Genomic DNA, 20748 nt, shown 5'->3' on the forward strand with positions numbered 1-20748 from the left:
CGCGTGAACTGACTCGCTTTCATGATCCACCTCCCGCATGCGGAGACGTCATGATCAGCTTAGCCTGCTGCAACAGCTAACTCAGACATAGCCTTTTTAAAACCGGGACGCTGAATCCTGGTGCAATGCGGCAAGAAGCTCGGAAGTGCTGACAATCGCGTGAGCGTAGGTCGGTCCGTTGATCTCATGGGCGGCGTGCATGGCTTCGGCGCTGAATGCCGCCGTGGCGTCGCGAACCAGGGTCACGTGATAGCCCAGCTCCGCCGCGAACTTGCCGGTGGACTCGATACAGGTGTTGGCCAGCATCCCAACCACCACAACCTTCTCGATGCCATGCTGCTTTAGCTGGAAATCGAGGTCGGTATTGGCGAAGCCGCTTGCGCCCCAGTGCTCATGGACCACGATATCGCCCGGTTGGGGCTGAAAGTCCGGATGCCACTCTCCGCCCCAGCTGTCGACCGCGAACACCTGTGCATGACTCGCATTCAGCTGGTAGGGGCTCGGATGCTTCCAGCTCTGCAAGTCGTTGGGCCGGGCCCGGTGGTGCGGCACATAGAAAATCCGGATGCCGGCCCGGCGCATGGCGTCGACCACCGCGCGCAGGTTGGCCAGAGTATCCACGGCATCGGCGACTGGCTTGGCCAGGCCGTGCAGCTTGCCGCCATCACTGAGAAAGTCGTTGTAGGGGTCGACGAGCAGCAGGCCCGTGTCGTCTCTGGAGTAGATGCTTGCGTTCATTCTGTGCTCCTGTCAGGGCAGGGGGCGCCAGTCCTCCAAGGGTAGTCCTTGGCGCTCCCGATGGCTGTTGGGGTCAGGTCGCCGGACGCGATGTCCCGCATGTCTTCAGATAGTCGGCGGTGGACACGACCGAGGCGTAGCCGAAGGCGAGCGCGGCCATGAAGGCGGCATGCACCTGGGCCGCCGGAACTTTCACGCCATTGAACTCCAGGTCGAGCGTGGCGCAGGCGTCATGCAGCACTGTGGTCCGGTAGCCGAAATCAACCGCCGCACGGGTAATGCCATCCACGCACATATGGCTCATGTTGCCGACCACCACCACTTCATCGATGCCATGGCGGTCGAGCACTTCCTTGAGGTCGGTCTCGCGGAAGGAGTTGATATGGTGCTTCAGCACCACGTGCTCGCCCGGGCGGTTGAGTACACCGGGATGGATCTGCGCACCTTCGGACCCGGGCCGGAAGAATGGCGCATCGTCGCCGGGGAATTCGTGGCGTATGTGCACCACCAGGTTTCCGCTTTCCCGGAATGTTTCGATCATCAGCGCCGCTTTGCCGGCGGCCTCCTCGACATGGCTGAGCGTCCATCTGCCGCCGGGGAAATAGTCATTCTGGATGTCGACGACGATCAGTGCCTTCCTGCTGGCGTTCATGCTACTCATGACCTTCTCCTGCTGCTGAGGGGGCCGATGGACAAGACTATCGGCACGAATGGAAGGCAGGGATATTCAACCCTGCAGGAACGCCAGCATGTCGGCGTTGAGCTTTTCCTTGTGCGTATCGGTGATGCCGTGCGGCGCACCCGGGTAGATCACCAGTCTGGCATGACTGACCAGCTTCGCTGCGGCCCGGGCGGCCGCATCCACCGGCACGATCTGGTCATCGTCGCCATGCAGGATCAGAGTCGGAATGTCGAACTTCTTTAGATCTTCGGTGAAATCGGTCTCCGAAAATGCCCTGATGCAGTCGTAGGCATTCTTGTGCCCGGCCATCATGCCCTGCAGCCAGAACGCATCGATCACGCCTTGGGAGGGCTTGGCGCCCGGCCGGTTGTAGCCGAAGAAGGGGCCGCTGGCGACAGCCTTGTAGAGCTGCGAACGGTCGGCAAGAGAGGCGGCACGCATCTCGTCGAATACCGCAATGGGCAGCCCGCCGGGATTGGCCTCGGTCCTGACCATCAGCGGCGGCACGGCGGAAATCAGCCCCGCCTTGGCGACACGTCGGGTTCCATGGCGGCCGATGTAGCGGGCCACCTCGCCGCCGCCGGTGGAAAAGCCGAACAGCGAGGCATCCCTGACGTCCAGCGTGTCGAGGAGTTGCGCCAGGTCGTCGGCGTAGGTGTCCATCTCGTTGCCGTTCCAGGGTTGACTCGAGCGTCCGTGCCCGCGCCGGTCGTGGGCGATCACGCGATAGCCGTTGGAGGCCAGGAAAAACATCTGGGATTCCCAGCTATCGGCGTTCAGTGGCCAGCCATGACTGAGGACGACCACGGGACCCGATCCCCAGTCCTTGTAATAGATCTGCGTGCCGTCGCGGGTGGTGATGGTACTCATGATCTTTCTCTCTCCATTGCGTCGTTGAGGAGCGGGAGTGGGAACGGCTGTTCCATGCCCCCCAGAGTGCCGATTGACGATGCAGCGAATAGCGAGTCGTGGGGGATTCTTGCGGAGACTGCTGCCCAGCGGCTACGTAAAATCGGCAAGCGAACGTCATGGTCTGGGCTGGGCACCGGGCGGTTCAAACGTTCCGTATGCCTCTGGTCGGTCATCTCTTCTCTTTGCCTGTTTTACGTAGTGCGCCAAGCAGGCTTGGCGCAGCCTGAAGGCCTATACCAACCCACCCGATCAAGGACATGACCAAGGCTAAGGTTCCGTTACCTCGAACCAGGCTTACCCCATCCCGCATGAGCAGACGCCACACCTCGCGGGAAGCGATCATTGGCAAGGTGCTCGAGCTGCTTCCAGACAGGGAAGGCAAACCCTTGCGACTGGCTGACCTGTGCAAGGCGACAGGCGTCAGCGAGCGGACATTGCGTTCGGCTTTCAGTGAGGCTTTTGGCATGGGGCCTAGCCGCTACTTGAGGCTGCGTCGCTTGCACCTGCTACGAGCCGCGCTCGCCGTTGCCGATCACCGGCACGACACTGTGATGGCGATAGCCATGCGCTTTGGCTATTCGGATTGTGGTCGCATGGCCTCGGAGTACTATGCCCTCTTCGGCGAGTACCCCAGTGCGACGCTTCTTCGCGGTGTCAACGGATAATGGAATGGAGGGGAAGGGTGCCAGCCGTCCGCAGCCGGCCATGCAGCGACTGCGAGGGGAGCTCTCCGAAGTAGGTTCTGTAATGGCCGGCGAAGCGGCCGAAATCCCATACTCCGTATTGCGCACAGATGTCGGTGATCGTGTCCCCGGGCCTCGCCTGAAGGATTGCGCCGCGTATCGTGTGCAGCCTGTGCATCATCAGGTAGCGATGCGGACTCATCCCGAGATAATGGTTGAAGACATTGCGCAGCGTACGTTCCGATGCGCCGGCCGCGACGCACAAGTCTTCCATATGGACCGGGGCCTCCCTGATCGACGCCAGCAAGTCCAGGGCCTTGCGCAGAATCTGCTGGTGATCCAGGCGAGAGCGCGGTGTCCGGCCTGGCGTTGCAAGCGGGAGCAGCGTGCGGAACACCCGGTCCATCAGCTCCGTCCGGGCGGCGTGCTCCGCGGCAGGGTTGTGCAAGTCCTCCGGCGCCTGCTGATCGATGCGCAACAGGCGGCGCGCGAGCCAGATGAGTGGCGCGATATCCCTCTGGGCGACATTGACCAGGTTGCGCGACAGTATTGAAGGGTCGAACTCGTCCTCATGGACTTTCGCCCAGCGCAGCACCAGTTCGCATGACATGGCCACCGTCATCCAGGTCGCCGGTTGGCTGGCATCGATGTGGAACATCGCATCGGGAACCATCCAGGCCAGCAGGCGGCGATCGAAGCGATACCCGTTCACTACGGTGCATTCGTGTCGATTCAGCGGCAGAAAGATATTGAAGAAGCCGGGAAGACCGACGCCGCTGTAGACGGTCCCGGCACCCTCCCGGCCGAACATCAGGGCAACCCCGTTCAGTTCTACGACCCGCAGCCGCCAGTCGCGCTGCTGCCGTGAACGCAATACATAACGTCCCTGCACGCCATACAGCGCTTCTTCGAACTCGTCGAAGTCCGCACAGACAAGTCGGCTCATTGGCAATCCCCTGAAGAAAAAGTGCTCATCTTTCCTTGGGCCGAAGTTCGAAAGCGCGCTTCAGGCATAGAAGATCATGTGAAGAAGCGGTGCTCAAGGACAAACGAAAGGTCAAGCAGTGTTCCGCCCTGTCCGCAAATATCTACTCAAGTGCGACACAAGTCGCGATAGGTACAGTTGCTGGCACAAGCCTCGGAGGAGCTGGTGATGCCGCGCCTCGGCGAGCCGGTCGAGCCAGCCCGGGTCGAGGCGGTGGAGCCGTGGTGACGAGGAGGAGCCGAGGGTGATTGGCGGGGCGCTATGCCGCAGGAGGCCGAGCTGCTGGCTACTCTGCAATCGTGCAAGCCTACCCGGCCCTTGCGGATGAGTGCGCCAACCAGTTGCAGGCGAGGCATGGAGCCGGGTGCACTCACGGGGAACGCTTCGGTACGCGTGCCCAGATGCGTCAAACCGTGTTCGAATACATCGAGAGCGACTACAACCGCCAGCGGCGTCATAGCACGCTGGGATACATCAGTCCGGAAGCCTTCGAGGCCCGGATGAGTGCTTAAACCTGTGTCCACGAGTACAGGGCAAGATCACTGCCGACGGTGCGCCCGGCTCAGAGGCGGCCCCGGCTGTTCACATACAGGCCGCTGAGGCGGAACTCGCTGGGGGACAGGGAGAAGGCATGGCGGAACAGCTTCGAAAAGTAGTTCGGATCGTGGATGCCCACCGACAGCGCAATGGCCTTGACCGACAAATCGGTCACTTCGAGCAGGTGGGCCGCGAGTTTCATGCGTTCATTCAGGACATATTGCGCCGGCGACATGCCCACCGTACGGGTGAACAGCCGGGAAAAATGGGAACGGCTCAGGCCGGCCAACTGGGCCAGGCTCGCCACATCCAGTTCGTCGTCTTCCGCCTGCGGGGCTAGGGTATCCGGCTCGCAACGCAGGCAGGCATGGATGTGATTCTGGATGGAGGCGATCACCCCTGTTTGCGTCGCATCCAAGGCGACATCCTGCACAAGCAGGTCGTCGTGCAGCGCCATGAGCGACTCATAGGCCAGGGCCGACGCCCGGCCGGCGGTCAGTTCCGGCGAACGGATCAGGGCATCGACGTTTTCGGCCAGGCATTCGATGGTCTTGTCGCTCAGGCGCAACACCGGACCGCGCTCGTCCAGCAAGGCCCGTTGCAGGCGGAGAGCTTCCTTGCCGTACATGGCGATCCAGAAGAATTCCCAGGAGCCCCCCGTCTCCAGCCAGTAACAATGGTCGTGCGGGACCAGTACCAGCATGGTGTCGCCGGCGCGCAGCCGGTAGTGACGTCCCTCGAAGCGCAGGTTGCCCTCCCCCGCCAGGGTGTGCTGCACGATGGCGAAAGGCGTGCTGCCACGTCGACGACCATCCCAGCAGTAGGTGCAGTCCTGTACCCGGTCATAGCCGGCATTGGTCGGCATGGTGTGCAACTGATGCCTGCCGCGTGGCAGGGATATGACCTTCATGGCCGGCCCCCTCGCCCGCATTTCGCAGAGCACAGAATTACCCGTCATGGCATGAATCTCTTTTTATTCGACTTGTCGAGATGCGCCTCTATCAGGGTCTGTTGAGGTAACTCCAGAACCCTTCGTTTCCGTTGCTAACGTTCGCGAGAAGCACCACTGGCGTGGCAACGGAAAGCTTGCCGGTACCCAGGAACGTCCAGGACGAACCAGTTCCTGCAAACGGTATCTGGTGCCTCCCGGCAACCGGACCGAATCCCGGAGCATAGGGGGCGCAACCGATCAGAGCCGCTGTCGGCTGCGCCCCTATGTTCCGGCCAGAGGCCGGAGCCTTACACGGCCTGCAATTCCATGACCATGGCGGACAATGGCGGCATGAAAGGCGGGAAAACCCCGACATCCATCAACGTCGCTCCGCTGACCGGGACTTTTCCGGAAAATACCGCCTTTTGCGCCTCGGACGGCCGGTACCCTGCTGGCAAGTTTTGCGGCTCAGGGAGTGTGATGCGATAGGTTTTCGCGGGGTCGAGCCCGCTCAGCCTGATAGGCGAAGGTCTGCGGGCGGAAACCCAGTCGCGCTGGGCCACCAGGAAGACCCCCGACCGTGCGTCGTCGGAGACGACCCCTCGCACGACCCGTGCCGGGTCCGCCGCGCAGAACTGTGCCTGCCCGTGATGGAGCAGGCCGCGCAGCCGCTTGTGGAGCGCGATCCACGCCTTGAGCCGCGTGGACTCCTCGGCGGACAGGTGCGTCGGATCCAGCTCCAGCCCCAGATGCCCGAAAATGGCCACGCAAGCCCGGAAATCCAGCGTCGTCGTCCGACCGGTGATCCCGTTCGGAACCTCCGAGATATGGCAGCCCGTCACCTCCGGCGGCAGGAAATGCCATGCCGCGCCCTGGATCGCCAGACGCTCCAGCGCATCGGTGTCGTCCGAAGTCCAGACGCGTTGCGTATGTGCCAGCGCGCCCCAGTCGGCCCGGCCGCCGCCGGATGCGCAGCTTTCGATCTCCAGGTCGGGATGCGCCTTGTGCAGCCGCTCCCACAGCGCATAGAGCGCCAGGACCTGGCGGCGGTAGGCCGCGCGACCTTGTGCATCGGATGCCTCGACCAGATCGCGATTGAAATCCCACTTGATGTAATCGATCCGCACGCTGGCGACCTGCTCGGAGATCGCCTCGAACAGGTAATCCGAGACCTCGGGCCGCGAAATGTCCAGCACCAGCTGGTTGCGGGACGTCCACAGAGGGTAGCCGCGCGTCTGCAGCACCCAGTCCGGATGCGCGCGATACAGGTCGCTGTCCGGATTGACCATCTCCGGCTCGTACCAGAGCCCGAACTCCATGCCGTGCCCGTGAATCCTGTCGGCCAGGGGACGCAGTCCATTCGGAAAGACCGAAGCGGCCGAGAACCAGTCGCCAAGCCCGGCATCGCAGTCGCGTCGCGCCCCGAACCAGCCGTCATCCAGCACGAACCGTTCGATGCCGAGTGCGGCCGCCGCGTCCACCTGGCGCATCAGCTGATCCTCATGCAGGTCGAACCCGCTCCCTTCCCAGGAGTTCAGGAGGACCGGGCGCGGTTTCATCTTGCCGCCCTGCCAGTGCAGGACGTGGCGACGCGCATGGGCCTGGAAGGCCCGGGCGCATCCGGAAAACCCGGCGGACGAATAGGCGGCATAGGCAACCGGTGTGACCAGCTCGGCGCCAGGCGCGAGATCTCCCTCGCCCGAATAAAGATATTCGCCGCACGACAAACGGACGCGTCCGTCCTCCATCCGCTCCACGCAGAGACGATGACCGCCGCTCCAGCCAAGCTGTACGGCCCAGGCTTCGCCCGCGTTCTCCGAGGTGTTGGCCGGCGAGAGCAGCATGCCGGGGAAGTGGTCGTGCGTGCGGTTGCGGCGGCTCTCCACCACGATCCCGCCACGGGTCAGGTTCATCGGCTCGATGCCGAATTCATTCCCCCACTCGCCGGACAGCACATGCGCGGTATCGACCGACTCGGGCAGCAGATAGGTGCCCGAGACAAGCCGCTCGACCCGCAGGGTCTGCGTACCGGTATTGCTCAGCCGCGCCTGGCTGGTCAGCACGTCATCCGGGCCGAGTTCCAGATTCAGCACTAGCGCAAGCCCGGATACGCTGTCTTTCCCCCGTACCACAAGCCGCTGGCCTTCTCGTGCCACCTGTTCGGTCTCGAAATTCGCAGTCCAGCCGCTTCCATCGGGACGCGCTGCGATCAGGCCGGGCATATCGAAATTCCAGCAGCCGATCGTATCGAGCAGCGTGATCAACGGGCGCCACTGGTCCGGCCCGTTATTGGGGCTGTCCGGGGCACGCACGGCGAAGATCTCGGCCTCCGAGATTTCCTGCGGCAGGCGCCGCCCCCAATAGGCGATTTCCGGCAACCCTTCCCGGCGACGGATCAGCAATAAAGTGGAGTTCGTACCATCCAGCCGGATCAATGCTTCAGGATGGCTGCCCCCCTGACCGGCCAATTCGATTTCCGGAATGCATGGAGGAGTGATAGGTGCTTGGGTCATAGGCTGTCCTGTCATTTTTTGTCGACTGTTTGGCCGAAGAATTGCCCACCCGCGAGAAGGGCAGGAAGCGATTGGGTGGTTGCTGTTGGCGCCTTCCTGAATGGCGTGGATCCTGGCTTCTGCAAACACCACCAAGCCCCATGAACAAGGCCCGGTGAGCAGCCATGATCCGTTCGTGAGAGCACCGGCACGGTGTCCTGTCGCCGCTCGGCACCGCGGCGGAGGCCCCGCCGGGACTTGAGCAGCGCGACTATGGCGCCGCCGGCGTCGCACCCGCTGTGGAAAGACACTAAACCGGATTCCCGCCTGTTTCAACATATGAAACCAAATCCCATATATCGGGATTGTCAGGATTTTCCTGTCCGAACAATGCAGAGCACAGAATTACCCGTCATGGCATGAATCTCTTCTATTCGGGGGGTGGACCGACTCCTACCATGGAATTCCAGCGGTTCTTGCCAAGACGTCCTTGCCCTGAACCGATAGTGCTTATTACAAGTAAAACAAGAGGAGAAGCAGATGACTCTCAAAGCCACCAAGATCGCCCTGATCGGTGCCGGTTCGACGGTATTCATGAAGAACCTGCTGGGCGATCTGTTGCAGGTCGAGAAGCTGCGCAATGCCCATATCGCCTTGATGGACATCGACCCGCATCGGCTGGAAACCTCGCAGCTGGTCGCCGGCAAGATCGCCGAGGCGGTCGGCGCCTCGCCCACCTTCGAAGCCACCACCGACCGGCGGCGCGCTCTGGACGGCGCCGACTACGTGATCACCATGATCCAGGTGGCCGGCTACAAGCCCGGCACCGTGACCGACTTCGAGGTGCCGAAGCGCCATGGCCTGCGCCAGACCATCGGCGACACCCTGGGCATCGGCGGCATCATGCGCGGCCTGCGCACCGCACCCGTGCTGGTGGACATCGCCAAGGACATGCGCGAACTCTGCCCGAATGCGCTGATGCTGCAGTACGTCAATCCGATGGCCATCAACTGCCTGGCGCTGAATCGTTTCGCCCCGGAAGTTCGCACCGTCGGGCTCTGCCATTCCGTGCAGGGCACCGCCAAGGAGCTGGCCGAGGACATCGGCGTGCCGATCGACGAGATCCGCTACCGCTGCGCGGGCATCAACCACATGGCCTTCTACCTGTCCTTCGAGCGCCTGCTGCCGGACGGCCGCACCGAGGACCTGTACCCGCGCATCCGCTCGGTGCTCGACACCGGCAAAGTGCCCGACTGGAACCGGGTCCGCTACGAAGTGTTCAAGCACTTCGGCCATTTCGTCACCGAGTCTTCCGAGCACTTCGCCGAATACGTGCCCTGGTTCATCAAGCGCCATCGCCCCGACCTGGTCGAGCAGTTCAACATCCCGCTCGACGAATACATCCGCCGCTGCGAGAAACAGATCGGTGAATGGGGACAGCAGGAGCAAGCCCTGCTGGCAGGCGAAGGCCTCAAGATCTGCCGCAGCCACGAATACGCCTCGCAGATCATCGAGGCCGAACTGACCGGCAAGCCGACCCTGATCAACGGCAACGTCATGAATACCGGGCTGATCGCCAACCTGCCGGAAAGCGCCTGCGTCGAGGTGCCCTGCGTGGTCGACCACAACGGCATCCAGCCGACCCGCATCGGCAACCTGCCGGCCGGCCTCGCCGCCCTGATGCAGACCAACATCAACGTGCAGACCCTGACCGTGGAGGCGCTGGCCAGCGGCCGTCGCGAGCACGTCAAGCAGGCGGCGATGCTCGACCCGCACACCGCTGCCGAACTCAGCCTCGACGAGATCGACACCCTGGTCGACGAGCTGATCGAGGCCCACCAGGGCTGGCTGCCGCACCTGGGCTGACCGCCCTTCCGGCTGAGCGAAAACCCTGTCTCGAGGGTTGGCTTTTCAACGAGACATAGAGCGGACTTGACCGCCGTCAGGCCTTCACGCTCGCTTGGTGCCCTGAAAAAGCTCAAGCGCTGCCGGTCAGACGGAGTCTGACGGCCAGTCAAGTCAAAACGAAAAATTTCCCGATAAAAACAATGAGCCGGGGTATACCAATGAACTTGACGCTCGATACTGATACTGCAGCGGGTCGTGCCCTTCCCTATTTCAAATACGGCATGATCTTCTTCCTCTATTACTTCATCGCCGGTGGAACGGTCCCCTTCCTCGTCATCTGGCTGGGCGACGCGGCCAAGCTGGATGCCGGCGCCATCGGTCTGCTGTTCGGCTGCAAGGCGATCATCGCCATGCTGCTTCAGCCGCTGTTCGGCGTGCTGACCGACCGTCTGGACAATCGCAAGCACCTGATCTGGTGCATCGTCGCCCTGCTGACCCTACTGGCCCCCTACATGCAGTGGGTATTCATGCCATTGCTGACAGAGAACCTGCTGGTGGGCGTTCTGGCCGGCGGTCTCTATCTGGGCATCATCTTCGCCGCCGGCGGCGGGACACTGGAGACCTATCTCGAGAAGGCCTGCCGGGCCGGTGATATCACCTATGGCCGAGTACGCATGTTCGGCGCCATCGGCTACGGCAGCTCCGCGGCCCTCTCGGGAATGCTGGTCAGCGAGAATCCCGAAACGATTTTCTGGATCGGCTCGGGCTGCGCCCTGGTGCTGGCCCTGCTGTTCTGGAGAGTCCAGCCGGGCTCGACCGTCGCCCAGACCGATGACCTGCAGGAAAAGCCGGCGCCCGTTTCCTATGCGGCGGTCAAGGATCTGGTGTCCGATCGACGTTTCTGGTCCCTGGTGCTGTATGTCGTGGGCGTCGCCTGTCTCTACGATGTGTTCGACCAGCAATTCGCGAACTTCTTCCGCAGCTTCTTCGCCTCGCCACAGCAGGGCACCCAGGTGTTCGGCTTCGTGACCACGCTGACCGAAGGCGGAGTCGCACTCATGATGTTCTGCGTTCCCTGGGTGTTGACCCGTATCGGCGGAAAGAATGCCTTGATCGTTGCCGGAGTCGTGATGGCGATACGCATCATCGGTTCCGCCTTCGCGTCGAGTCCTGCCGAAGTGGTTGCCTTGAAGATGCTGCATGCCCTGGAAGTGCCCTTGATCTATGTCGGCATGTTCAAGTACATCGAAGACGTCTTCGATACCCGGCTGTCCGCGACCATCTACATGATGGGCTTCATCTTCGCCAAGGGCATCGGCGTCAGCCTCATTTCCCCCCTGGCCGGCTATATGTACGGGGCCTTCGGCTTCCGGGAAGGGTATCTGCTCCTGGGCGGCCTGGCCCTGCTGTTCACCGTCGTTTCGATCTTCAGCCTCGATCGGGGCAGGCATAAAAGTACCTACTCGGCGGACACCCGCGAGGACGGCCCTGCCGTGATCGACGCCCCTGCGCTGTCCCCAGCGCTGATCTCGAAGTAGCGACAACTGAATCAATCGCCTGAAAGCAACCGGCCAGCCGATGTGCAGGAAATCAACATAAAACCTTGCAGATCGGCGAGCCGGCCAAGCCATGCGATGGCCGTGAACAACAAGAGACACATTGAGAGGTTGATATGGTATCGAGCAATAAAATGGACCTGCATCCCGTCTATCCGGACCTCAAGGGCAAGACCGTACTGGTTTCGGGCGGCGGATCGGGAATCGGCGAGGCCATGGTCCGCGCCTTCGCCAGGCAAGGCGCCCGGGTCGCCTTCGTCGACATCGCCCGGGAGGCCGGCGAAAAGCTGGAAGCCGAGCTGCTTGCCGAGGGACACGAGGTCGGTTTTCGCTGCTGCGACATCACCCGGGAAAGCGCCTATCGGGAGGCCATCGAGAGCCTCGCCAAGGCACTGGGGCCGATCACCGTCCTGATCAACAATGCCGCCAGCGACACCCGCCACACCCTGGAAGAGGTCGGTTCCGACAGGTTCGACCAGTTGATCGCCGTGAACCTCAAGCATGCCTTCTTCGCCATCCAGGCGGTGGCGCCGATGATGAAGGAAGCCGGCGGCGGCTCGATCGTCAACTTCGGCTCCATCGGCTGGATGATGGGCTCCAGCGGCTATCCGGTCTACGCGGCCAGCAAGGCGGCCACCCACGGCCTGACCAAGACCCTGGCGCGCGAGCTGGGCCCCCACCGTATCCGGGTCAATACCCTGGTTCCGGGCTGGGTGATGACCGACAAGCAGCTCGCCCTCTGGGTCGACGACGCGGCCAGGGAGCTGATCAAGCGCAGCCAGTGCCTGCCGGGCAGCCTGGAGCCGGCGCACATCGCCAGCATGGCGCTTTTTCTCGCGTCCGACGCGGCGGCCATGTGTACCGCGCAGAACTTCGTCGTCGATGGCGGCTGGGTATAAGTCTGTTCGACAAAAAGTCAGCCCTGGAGTGTTTTTATTTTGCCTCGGGGTTGCCGGCTCTACTCCTTACGGTTTCTGCAGAGGCTCGACTTTATAACCTGAAAGTCGCCGGACGATACCGTGCAAAACTCAGGATAGTGTTCATGATTCATGATGTGTTCGATGCACGAAGCTGTATCTTGGGCGAAGGTGTAATCTGGCATCCCGAGCGGAAACAGCTGTTCTGGTTCGATATTCTTGGCCGCAAGTTGCTCTCCAACTTTGCTGGCCGCCAGCAAGAGTGGAACTTCGATAATTGCGTATCGGCCGCCGGATGGGTGGATTCAAGCACGCTGCTGATCGCCGGCGAGAGGGCACTGTTTACCTTCGATATCGAGACCGGCAAACAATGCCAGGTTATCCCCTTGGAGACCGACAACCCGCTCACCCGGTCGAATGACGGTCGTGCCGATCCCTGGGGCGGATTCTGGATCGGCACCATGGGAAAACAGGCGCAGTACAAGGCCGGAGCCATCTATCGATACTTCAAGGGAGAACTCCGGCCCCTGTTCCCCTCCATCACCATCCCCAATGCCATCTGCTTTTCGCCGGACCGCCGCTATGGATATTTCGCAGATACCGCCGAAGGCATGATCTGGCGCCAACCTCTGGCGGAGCATGATGGCTGGCCGGTGGGCGAGCCCGAATTATTCATAAACTGCCGGGATCTTGGCTATAACCCGGACGGTGCAACCGTGGACAACTTTGGCCATCTCTGGAATGCCACCTGGGGTGCGGGAATCATTGTCCGCTATACGCCAAACGGCATGCTGGAGAGCATCCTCGACTGTCCGGCGAAAAACATGACCTGCGTGGCATTCGGCGGCGAGAGCCTGACCACCTTGTTTGCCACCTCCGCACAGCAAGAGCCGTCCGATCCGGCGTCGCGGCATGCCGGATCGACCTTCAGTTTCGAACTCGGGATTCAAGGTCTGCCCGAATATCAAGTCATCCTCTAGTTTGGTGGTTTTTCATGATTACCCTGCAGAATGAATCGACGCGTCTTGAACTACTCCCCGAACTCGGCGGAGGCATTGCAAGTTGGGTTGCCATGGATTCTGGCCAGCCACTTCTCCAAAGTCCGGTCGACAATAAACACACTCCTTATAGTTGGGGAAAACTCGCCTGCTTTCCATTGGTGCCCTGGTCGAACCGGATAGAGCACAGCGGCTATGAAACTGCACGAGGATGGCTTTCCTTGTCCTGTTTCCAGGAGGATGAACCCTATCCCATCCACGGCACTGCCTGGCATCAACCCTGGGAAGTGGTCAGTTGCTCTGCGCAGGAGGCCCTGCTTCGGCTGGTCTCTCAAGACCCCTATCCCTACAAGGCCGAGCAGAAAATCAGCCTGGCCGATGACAGTCTCATCCTGGAGTTGTCCGTAGAGCATCTGGATCACTATCCGGCCTGGTATGGAATCGGGCTTCACCCCTTTTTCCCCCGCTGGGAAAACACGCAACTTCAGGCCTTCGCCGAAGCCGTCTGGTTCGAGGAAAACCAGCGCCTGCCGCGCGTCGAAAGCGCCATCGAGGGCGACTGGCGTTTCGCCGATGCCAACAGGTTGCCGAAGACCCTGATCGACCATGCCTTTTCCGGCTGGAACGGCCGGTTTCTGATAAAGCAGCCGGAGGCTGGCTATCAGTTGGAATGCTCTGCAACCAACTCCAGTTTCTTCGTGCTGTATACCCCACCGGGCAAAGACTTCTTCTGCTTCGAGCCGGTTTCCCATCCCATCAATGCCCATCACCTGGAAGGCCGGCCAGGACTGCAACTGCTGCAGCGCAATCAAAAGATCGATATGCGCATGGTCCTGACCTACCGGCCGCTGTAGCGACCTGCTTCTTTTTCGGCCGATGCACAAGGAAATGCGCCTGTCGCCCGTCGACAGGCTCGACAACAGGAAGTGCATATGTTTCGTCGCAAACTTTCAAGCACCGTCGTCATGACCGCCGTGACTTCGCCCTTGGAGGCGCTCCCGGGCGGCACCTCCGCGGCCAGCCTCCAGGCAGCCGAGGCCGGGCTGGCGTGGTGGACTGATGCGATCATCTATCAGATCTACCCGCGCTCCTTCACCGACGCCAACGGCGACGGGATCGGTGACCTGCCGGGGATCGCTTCGCGCCTGCCCTACCTGAAGCGCCTGGGCGTGGATGCGCTGTGGCTGTCACCCTTCTATCAATCGCCCCAGGCCGACGCCGGCTACGACGTGGCCGACTACCGCGCGGTCGATCCGCTGTTCGGCACGCTGGAGGATTTCGATCGGCTGTTGCACGAGGCCCATGGCCTGGGCATCAAGGTGATCGTCGACCTGGTGCCCAACCACAGCTCCGACGAGCACGCCTGGTTCCAGGCGGCGCTCAAGTCGCCACCCGGCAGCCCCGAACGCGCCCGTTACCTGTTCCGCGACGGTCGCGGCGCGAATGGCGAACTGCCGCCCAACAACTGGCAGAGCGTATTCGGCGACCAGGCCTGGTCGCGGGCGCCGGGCGACCGGCAATGGTATCTGCACCTGTTCGACAGCAAGCAGCCCGACCTGAACTGGGACAACCCGCAGGTGCGCGCCGAGTTCGAGGAGGTGCTGCGCTTCTGGCTGGACCGGGGCGTGGACGGCTTTCGGGTCGACGTGGCGCACGGCCTGGTCAAGGACGCGGAACTGCCCGATGCCGAACACCGCAAGGAAAACGGCGTGCTGGTCGGCCCCATGTGGGACCAGGACGGCGTGCACGAGATCTACCGCACCTGGCGCCGCATCCTCGACGAATACCCGGGCGAGCGCATGATGGTGGCCGAGGCCGTGGTCGGCCCCCACTCCCGGCCGAACTACCTCCGCCCCGACGAGATGCAGCAAGCGTTCAATTTCGACTACCTGCTGCTCGAAGGCTGGGAAGCGGCGGCCTTCAGGAACGTCATCGACGCCTCGCTGGCCCTGTCGGCCGCGGTGGACGCGACGACCACCTGGGTGACCTCCAACCACGACGTCGTGCGCGCGCCTTCGCGCTATGGCCTGAGCCGGCCCGGCGCCCACCCCAAGGGTATCGACGCGGCCGGCGAACAGCCGAACGAGGCGCTGGGGCTGCGCCGCGCCCGCGCCCTGGCCTTGCTCACCCTGGCCCTGCCCGGCTCGGCCTACATCTACCAGGGCGAGGAACTGGGCCTGCCCGAACACACCACCCTGGAGACCCACTACCGCCAGGACCCCATGTTCATCCGCACCCGGGGCGCGGACATCGGCCGCGACGGCTGCCGGGTGCCACTGCCTTGGGAAGCGCAGGCGCCGTCCCTCGGCTTCGGCCCGGGCGACCGGAGCTGGCTGCCGCAACCGGCGGCGTACGCCCGCTATGCGGTGGATCGCCAGGAAGGAGTGGCCGGCTCCACCCTGGAGCTGTACCGGCAGATGCTGCGGTTGCGCCGCGAATATGCACTGGGCAGCGGCCAACTGCAGTGGCTCGATTCCGGCAAGGATGTGCTGGCCTTCGACAACGGCGACGTCCGCGTCCTGATCAATTTCGGAACCGAGCCCGCCGAGCTGCCGGCGGGCAGCCAGGTACTGCTGTCCAGCGAACCGCTGGAGGAGCCGGGCGAGCTGCCCGCCAATACGGCTGTCTGGTTGACAGGACCGTAACCGCCCTCAGGTTGAAGCGTCAGCGTGCCCGATGCTCGGTATCCACCCAGGATACCGAGCATTCGGTCATCTAAAGCATTCAACTTCTACTGGAAACATCCGGCCAAGGCCATGCAACGGATGCGGGATATTACAACATCCCATATTCCAGTTAACTGAACAAATACTTCCGATGCATACTTCATGCGCATTTCCTTACTGGACGATTTATTCACCACTACAGCCTCGATTGATATTGGAGGCACCACCCACTGTAAATAATCTTCATGAACAAGTTCTTGATCCATATCCACGGGCGCCAAACAAACCGCTACGCCGCACTTTGTGCTGACTTATCACAGAGCACAGAACCCCCCATCAAGGCATAACTTTCCCCTGTTCGCGAAACAAATCGCCTCTTATGATCGAGAGAAAACAAACGGCATTCATCAATCCATGATCTTGTCAGCCATGGGCCAATGCGATCAGTCTGATATTTATCTGGCGATCAAACCGAATCGACAATCGCTCGTTTGGAAACGCATTGTGAAAAATGGCCTTGATTGAACCGCAGCAAAGTGAGCTTCACGGCAATCGCGTCCCAGCCGCAGCGCCTCGGAAAGACCGAGCGCCGCCGATCAGACGGCCTCCGATGGCTGGCTGGACTGGGATGACAAGTTTTCCTATAAAAACAATGAGTCCAGGGTGGACCTATGAACTTGACGCTTGATATGGCAGTTGGTCATGTTCATGCCATATTTGCAGTACGGCATGAAACTTTTCCTCTATTACCTCATCCTCGGTGGTACTTCCCTCCTCCTCGTCATCGGGCTGGGCGATGTCATAGGCATGGCTGCTCCGCCGCCAGTTCGGGCACAACTTCATCAAACCTTCTGAGTCGGCTCTGTGGCGAAGGGTCATATGTTGATCCGAATTATTCCGGGGCAGTGACATACGCAACAACAGCCCCTTGAAAAAGCCCCAACTTCCCCTCATGGGACCAAATACCTGGCGGCAATCAACAAGAACAACAAGAGGGCGGCAGGCATCGTCTGCTTTGCGGGGGACATCCCTGCAAATAAGGTGCTGTCTACCGGCCAAACTTTTTCATGGACGGCTCCACTTACTGACAAACAAGTAATCGCCGGCGATGCCTCCTTGCTTATCAACAAGCCAAACAATAGAGAAGCTATATGTATTCGCGTCGTAACTTTTTGAAAACCACTGCCCTCCCTACTGCAGGTCTGCTCTGGCTGTCGCTGCAGGGCGGCATATATGCCACCAGCGCCCAGACGGGACAGGATCGGTGGTGCAATGCGGTGATCCATCAGGTTTACCCACGCTCTTTCGCCGACGCCAATGGCGACGCCATCGGCGACTTCGCAGGCATCAACAACTTTTCCGGGCAGCCGGTCGAGCTCGAGCCGTCGGTCGGTCTGCGCGATATCGCGGGCGAAGCCGTGGTGAGCAACTACGCGCCCCGCAACGCACTCGGGCGTCACCTGGCGCTGCAGCCCTCGCTGGGCACACCGACGGCCTGACGAGAGGTTTTCCCCCGTTCGTCCATGAACCAGGACAGATAGCAACTCGCCAGCCCCCCATGCATGGCGCAGGGGACAACCTGCCTGCGTCGACACAGGCCCATCCCGATTTGTCCCGACGTCGCGACGTCGGGCCGCCCGGCACGGGCGATAGCTCCGGGCGCCGGCCTGTGTGACCGGTCGCTGGCAAGCCAATACAAAAACAAGAAGAGATTACCCATGAATTCTTCAGCCTATCGCCCCTGGGCCGGCTTTTCCCTGCTTTTCCTCTCCACCAACCTGCTTGCCGCACCGGCGCCAAGCGTCGAGGAACGCCTCGCCCGGCTCGAAGCGCGTGCCCTGACGGCCGAAGCCGACGCCGCGCGGCTGCGCAGGGAGGTCGAGCACCTCAACAGGCAGTTCGCCATTAATTCCTCGCTACCTACACAACTGCAATTGTCGCTCAGCGAGCGCGTTGCCCAGGTCGAAGCACGCCAGCAATCCCTGGAGGGCCGCACTTCGGAGCTGGCATCTTCGGTCGACCCGATCGAGGGTCTGACGGAGGGCTTCTCTTTTGCCGGGTATGCGCGCTCCGGCATGAGCGTGAACTCACACGAGTCCGGTGCGGGTCGTGGCAGTCCCTACATGACCCCTGCCGGCTCGGTGGGCGGTACCGTTGGCCGGCTGGGCAATGAAATCGATACCTATGCGAGCGTGACCTTCATGAAGGAAAGCCAGGCCAGCAACGGCACGCACGCGAAGTTCACGGTGAAAATCGCCGATGGCATGGAGACGCCCAACCCCTGGGCGGCGGATGAAAGCAAGATCCACGTGCAGCAGGCATACAGTGAGCTCTACGAGCTGGCGTCGTTCCGGGACATTCCCATGCTGCGCGATGCGCGCCTGTGGGCGGGCAAACGCAGCGATCGGGATAATTTCGATATCCATTGGCTCGACATGGATGTGGTTTCCCTTGAAGGAACCGGTGCCGGTATCTACGACGTGCGACTGACCGACGACTGGAGCCTCAATGCTTCTTTCATGAGCCGTTCCTATGGCGACTTCGACGTCGAGACCAACAAGGACATCAGAAGCTATATCGGCACTCTCAATCAGTTCTTCGACGACGGGCGCTGGCAATTCATGCTCAGCGGGATCTACTCGGATCAGAACGATGCCAAGCTGAACAAGAAGGAATCCAAGCCTGAGGGGCTCGATAAATGGGAAGGCACTATTCCAGCAGATTTGATGGAACTTGTTCAGAGTTTCCCCAAGCCTGAGGGACACGATAAGTGGCTGAACCATAAGAAATACGACGTCGACGACAGCGGCAACCGGTTGAACAAGGCAGGCTTCAGCCCGGCCGGAAGCGGCTGGCATGGCCTGCTGGCCTATCACCGGCCGGACTTTTTCGGCCAGGAAGGCATGTTCAAGGCCGCGCTGCTGTATGGCTTGGGGCTTGGCGCGGAACTCAAGAGCATCGGCTCCGACGGCGAGCTGATCGACGATGCCCGGGCGTTGCGCCTGGCCATGTATGGCCAAACCCGCCTGAGCGACCATTGGCGCATCGCCCCGGCCCTGGTTGCCGAGCACAGCAAGGATCGTTATGTGCCCGGCGACGACTATCGCTGGCTGACCTTCAACATGCGCCTGGCCAACGAACTGACCAGCAACTTCGAAATGGTCTACGAGTTCAGCTGGCAGAGCATGGACCTCGATCCGCTCGGCTACGACGGCCGGCAAGCGGCCAGCGGCGACTTCTGGAAATTCACCCTGGCGCCGACCTTCAAGGCAGAGTCCGGAGACTTCTTCGAGCGCCCCGAACTGCGCCTGTTCGCCACCTATATGGACTGGTCCAAGGAGCTCGACAACTTCAGCACGAAAGACGATTTCGGCCAGAAAGGCTTCAAGTCCGGCGGTACCTGGCAATTCGGAACGCAGATGGAGACCTGGTTCTAGGGGCCGTCGGTCGCTCCCGGTGGCTGTGGATAAGCACTGAAGCAGGGAGAGCACCAGCCGCTAACGCTACGGCTCGCCTCAATCGGGAGGCCGGTACGGTACCGTACCGGCCATCCTTTCATCGATCGCCAGCGTCTTCACGACAGAGCACAAAATTACCTGTTGCAGCACAAGCCTCTTCTATCCGTGTGATGCACCGCTTTCTATGCTGGGGTTCGATCGGTCTCATCGAGTCCCTGCACTGGATTGACGCCGTAGCTGATTTCTCACTTGTGCCTCTGCGAAAAGGAATCCCCCATGAGCTATAGCGCCGCGCCGAACCGCTACGAGCGCATCCCCTACCGCCGCGTCGGCCGCAGCGGCCTGGTGCTGCCGGCCCTGTCCCTGGGCCTGTGGCACAACTTCGGCGACAGCACCCCGCTCGACACCCAGCGCGCCCTGCTGCGCACCGCCTTCGACCTCGGCATCAACCACTTCGACCTGGCCAACAACTACGGGCCGCCCTACGGCAGCGCCGAGATCAACTTCGGCCGCCTGCTGCGCGAGGATTTTCGCCCCTACCGCGACGAGCTGATCCTCTCCACCAAGGCCGGCTGGGACATGTGGCCCGGCCCCTACGGCCAGGGCGGCGGTTCGCGCAAGTACGTGCTCGCCAGCCTCGACCAGAGCCTCAGGCGCCTGGGCGTCGACTATGTGGACATCTTCTATTCGCACCGCTTCGATCCGCACACGCCGCTGGAGGAGACCGCCGGCGCCCTGGCCGACGCCGTCCGCCAGGGCAAGGCGCTGTATGTGGGCATCTCCGCCTACTCGGAAGGCAAGACCCGGGAGATCGCCGCCCTGCTGCGCGAGCACAAGGTGCCGCTGCTGATCCACCAGCCGGCCTACAACCTATTCAACCGCTGGCTGGAAAAGGATCTGCTGGCCACCACCGAGGAACTCGGCGCCGGGGTGATCGCCTTCACCCCGCTGGCCCAAGGCCTGCTCACCGACAAGTACCTGCACGGCGTGCCCGCCGATGCGCGGGTCAACCGCCCCGGCGGCGCCTCGCTGCGTCCCGAGTACCTGTCCGAGGCGAATCTCCGGCGGGCCCGGGCGCTCAATGAAATCGCCCGCCGACGCGGCCAGAGCCTGGCCCAACTGGCCCTGGCCTGGCTGCTGCGCGATGCGCGGGTGACCTCGGCGCTGATCGGCGCCAGTCGCCCGGAGCAGCTCGTCGAGAACGTCGCCGCCCTGGACAACCTGGCGTTCGACGCCGAGGAACTGGCGGAGATCGACCAGCATGCCGCCGCAAGCGGGGTCAACCTCTGGGACAGGCCCTACACCGACTGGAAGGACTGAAAAAGCCTTGCGCATCGGCTACCAG

Annotated in this window: 17 protein-coding genes and 1 pseudogene; 12 read left to right on the forward strand and 6 right to left on the reverse strand. The window is 61.9% G+C overall.

From position 1 onward, the window contains the following. Positions 1-96: 96 nt before the first annotated feature. The 3 genes from EV691_RS19095 to EV691_RS19105 form a co-directional block, all read right to left on the reverse strand. Entirely contained in the window at positions 97-738 is a 642-nt protein-coding gene (locus EV691_RS19095) for a cysteine hydrolase family protein (RefSeq protein ID WP_131299396.1), read from the reverse strand. A 73-nt stretch (positions 739-811) separates the two neighbouring features. After that, positions 812-1399: a cysteine hydrolase family protein gene (locus tag EV691_RS19100; protein ID WP_242672582.1), complete on the reverse strand. Its 588-nt coding sequence runs from the start codon at positions 1397-1399 to the stop codon at positions 812-814. Between the two features lie 66 nt (positions 1400-1465). After that, a complete protein-coding gene (locus tag EV691_RS19105) occupies positions 1466-2290 on the reverse strand; it encodes an alpha/beta fold hydrolase (protein WP_131299394.1) in 825 nt (274 codons plus the stop codon). Between the two features lie 350 nt (positions 2291-2640). On the opposite strand from EV691_RS19105, the gene EV691_RS19110 reads away from it, so the two are divergent. Then, positions 2641-2997 (forward strand): helix-turn-helix domain-containing protein, encoded by a 357-nt coding sequence (locus tag EV691_RS19110; protein WP_039807037.1) that lies wholly within the window; start codon positions 2641-2643, stop codon positions 2995-2997. Here EV691_RS19110 and EV691_RS19115 read toward each other — a convergent pair. Further along, on the reverse strand, positions 2987-3961 hold the full coding sequence (locus tag EV691_RS19115) for a helix-turn-helix domain-containing protein (protein ID WP_131299391.1): 975 nt from the start codon (positions 3959-3961) through the stop codon (positions 2987-2989). The genes EV691_RS19110 and EV691_RS19115 overlap by 11 nt on opposite strands. 404 nt (positions 3962-4365) lie before the next feature. Here EV691_RS19115 and EV691_RS19120 point away from each other — a divergent pair. Further along, positions 4366-4512 (forward strand): annotated as a pseudogene (locus EV691_RS19120) (IS3 family transposase); the annotation flags it as partial. A 50-nt stretch (positions 4513-4562) separates the two neighbouring features. On the opposite strand, the gene EV691_RS19125 reads toward EV691_RS19120, so the two are convergent. Together EV691_RS19125 and EV691_RS19130 are read right to left on the reverse strand one after the other, a co-directional pair. After that, positions 4563-5447 (reverse strand): helix-turn-helix transcriptional regulator, encoded by an 885-nt coding sequence (locus EV691_RS19125; RefSeq protein ID WP_242672581.1) that lies wholly within the window; start codon positions 5445-5447, stop codon positions 4563-4565. 329 nt (positions 5448-5776) lie between these two features. After that, the gene (locus EV691_RS19130) at positions 5777-7981 is read right to left on the reverse strand and encodes an alpha-galactosidase (RefSeq protein WP_131299385.1); all 2205 of its coding nucleotides are present in this window, start codon (positions 7979-7981) and stop codon (positions 5777-5779) included. 519 nt (positions 7982-8500) lie between these two features. Between EV691_RS19130 and melA the strand changes: the two genes are divergently transcribed. The 10 genes from melA to mgrA all read left to right on the forward strand — a co-directional run bounded on the left by melA (position 8501) and on the right by mgrA (position 20723). Continuing rightward, positions 8501-9826 (forward strand): alpha-glucosidase/alpha-galactosidase, encoded by a 1326-nt coding sequence (melA, locus tag EV691_RS19135; RefSeq protein WP_131299382.1) that lies wholly within the window; start codon positions 8501-8503, stop codon positions 9824-9826. 200 nt (positions 9827-10026) lie between these two features. Further along, positions 10027-11346, forward strand: a complete 1320-nt coding sequence (locus tag EV691_RS19140) for an oligosaccharide MFS transporter (RefSeq protein ID WP_131299379.1) — start codon at positions 10027-10029, stop codon at positions 11344-11346. Between the two features lie 152 nt (positions 11347-11498). Further along, positions 11499-12263, forward strand: a complete 765-nt coding sequence (locus tag EV691_RS19145) for an SDR family NAD(P)-dependent oxidoreductase (protein WP_198318984.1) — start codon at positions 11499-11501, stop codon at positions 12261-12263. 143 nt (positions 12264-12406) lie between these two features. After that, complete coding sequence (locus tag EV691_RS19150; RefSeq protein ID WP_131299376.1) at positions 12407-13261, forward strand: SMP-30/gluconolactonase/LRE family protein; 855 nt, start codon at positions 12407-12409, stop codon at positions 13259-13261. 14 nt (positions 13262-13275) lie between these two features. Then, the gene (locus EV691_RS19155; protein WP_131299373.1) at positions 13276-14133 is read left to right on the forward strand and encodes an aldose 1-epimerase; all 858 of its coding nucleotides are present in this window, start codon (positions 13276-13278) and stop codon (positions 14131-14133) included. A gap of 111 nt (positions 14134-14244) precedes the next feature. Then, positions 14245-15924, forward strand: a complete 1680-nt coding sequence (locus tag EV691_RS19160; RefSeq protein ID WP_131299370.1) for a glycoside hydrolase family 13 protein — start codon at positions 14245-14247, stop codon at positions 15922-15924. A 723-nt stretch (positions 15925-16647) separates the two neighbouring features. Then, positions 16648-16800 carry a hypothetical protein gene (locus EV691_RS23445; protein ID WP_165901261.1) on the forward strand — a complete coding sequence of 51 codons (153 nt, stop codon included), beginning with the start codon at positions 16648-16650 and terminating at the stop codon, positions 16798-16800. Between the two features lie 296 nt (positions 16801-17096). Next, complete coding sequence (locus tag EV691_RS23630; RefSeq protein WP_207390225.1) at positions 17097-17444, forward strand: hypothetical protein; 348 nt, start codon at positions 17097-17099, stop codon at positions 17442-17444. A gap of 219 nt (positions 17445-17663) precedes the next feature. Next, positions 17664-19382 (forward strand): carbohydrate porin, encoded by a 1719-nt coding sequence (locus tag EV691_RS19170; protein ID WP_131299368.1) that lies wholly within the window; start codon positions 17664-17666, stop codon positions 19380-19382. Between the two features lie 297 nt (positions 19383-19679). Then, positions 19680-20723: an L-glyceraldehyde 3-phosphate reductase gene (gene mgrA, locus EV691_RS19175; protein WP_131299365.1), complete on the forward strand. Its 1044-nt coding sequence runs from the start codon at positions 19680-19682 to the stop codon at positions 20721-20723. Positions 20724-20748 lie beyond the last annotated feature (25 nt).

This window comes from Azotobacter chroococcum (assembly GCF_004339665.1).
Taxonomy (GTDB): domain Bacteria; phylum Pseudomonadota; class Gammaproteobacteria; order Pseudomonadales; family Pseudomonadaceae; genus Azotobacter; species Azotobacter chroococcum.

Bases quoted from the DNA above. Each gene is read 5' to 3' on its own strand.
- EV691_RS19095 (WP_131299396.1), bottom strand. From the start codon at position 738: ATGAACGCAAGCATCTACTCCAGAGACGACACGGGCCTGCTGCTCGTC.
- EV691_RS19100 (WP_242672582.1), bottom strand. From the start codon at position 1,399: ATGAGTAGCATGAACGCCAGCAGGAAGGCACTGATCGTCGTCGACATC.
- EV691_RS19105 (WP_131299394.1), bottom strand. From the start codon at position 2,290: ATGAGTACCATCACCACCCGCGACGGCACGCAGATCTATTACAAGGAC.
- EV691_RS19110 (WP_039807037.1), top strand. From the start codon at position 2,641: ATGAGCAGACGCCACACCTCGCGGGAAGCGATCATTGGCAAGGTGCTC.
- EV691_RS19115 (WP_131299391.1), bottom strand. From the start codon at position 3,961: ATGAGCCGACTTGTCTGTGCGGACTTCGACGAGTTCGAAGAAGCGCTG.
- EV691_RS19125 (WP_242672581.1), bottom strand. From the start codon at position 5,447: ATGAAGGTCATATCCCTGCCACGCGGCAGGCATCAGTTGCACACCATG.
- EV691_RS19130 (WP_131299385.1), bottom strand. From the start codon at position 7,981: ATGACCCAAGCACCTATCACTCCTCCATGCATTCCGGAAATCGAATTG.
- melA (WP_131299382.1), top strand. From the start codon at position 8,501: ATGACTCTCAAAGCCACCAAGATCGCCCTGATCGGTGCCGGTTCGACG.
- EV691_RS19140 (WP_131299379.1), top strand. From the start codon at position 10,027: ATGAACTTGACGCTCGATACTGATACTGCAGCGGGTCGTGCCCTTCCC.
- EV691_RS19145 (WP_198318984.1), top strand. From the start codon at position 11,499: ATGGACCTGCATCCCGTCTATCCGGACCTCAAGGGCAAGACCGTACTG.
- EV691_RS19150 (WP_131299376.1), top strand. From the start codon at position 12,407: ATGATTCATGATGTGTTCGATGCACGAAGCTGTATCTTGGGCGAAGGT.
- EV691_RS19155 (WP_131299373.1), top strand. From the start codon at position 13,276: ATGATTACCCTGCAGAATGAATCGACGCGTCTTGAACTACTCCCCGAA.
- EV691_RS19160 (WP_131299370.1), top strand. From the start codon at position 14,245: ATGACCGCCGTGACTTCGCCCTTGGAGGCGCTCCCGGGCGGCACCTCC.
- EV691_RS23445 (WP_165901261.1), top strand. From the start codon at position 16,648: ATGTTCATGCCATATTTGCAGTACGGCATGAAACTTTTCCTCTATTAC.
- EV691_RS23630 (WP_207390225.1), top strand. From the start codon at position 17,097: ATGTATTCGCGTCGTAACTTTTTGAAAACCACTGCCCTCCCTACTGCA.
- EV691_RS19170 (WP_131299368.1), top strand. From the start codon at position 17,664: ATGAATTCTTCAGCCTATCGCCCCTGGGCCGGCTTTTCCCTGCTTTTC.
- mgrA (WP_131299365.1), top strand. From the start codon at position 19,680: ATGAGCTATAGCGCCGCGCCGAACCGCTACGAGCGCATCCCCTACCGC.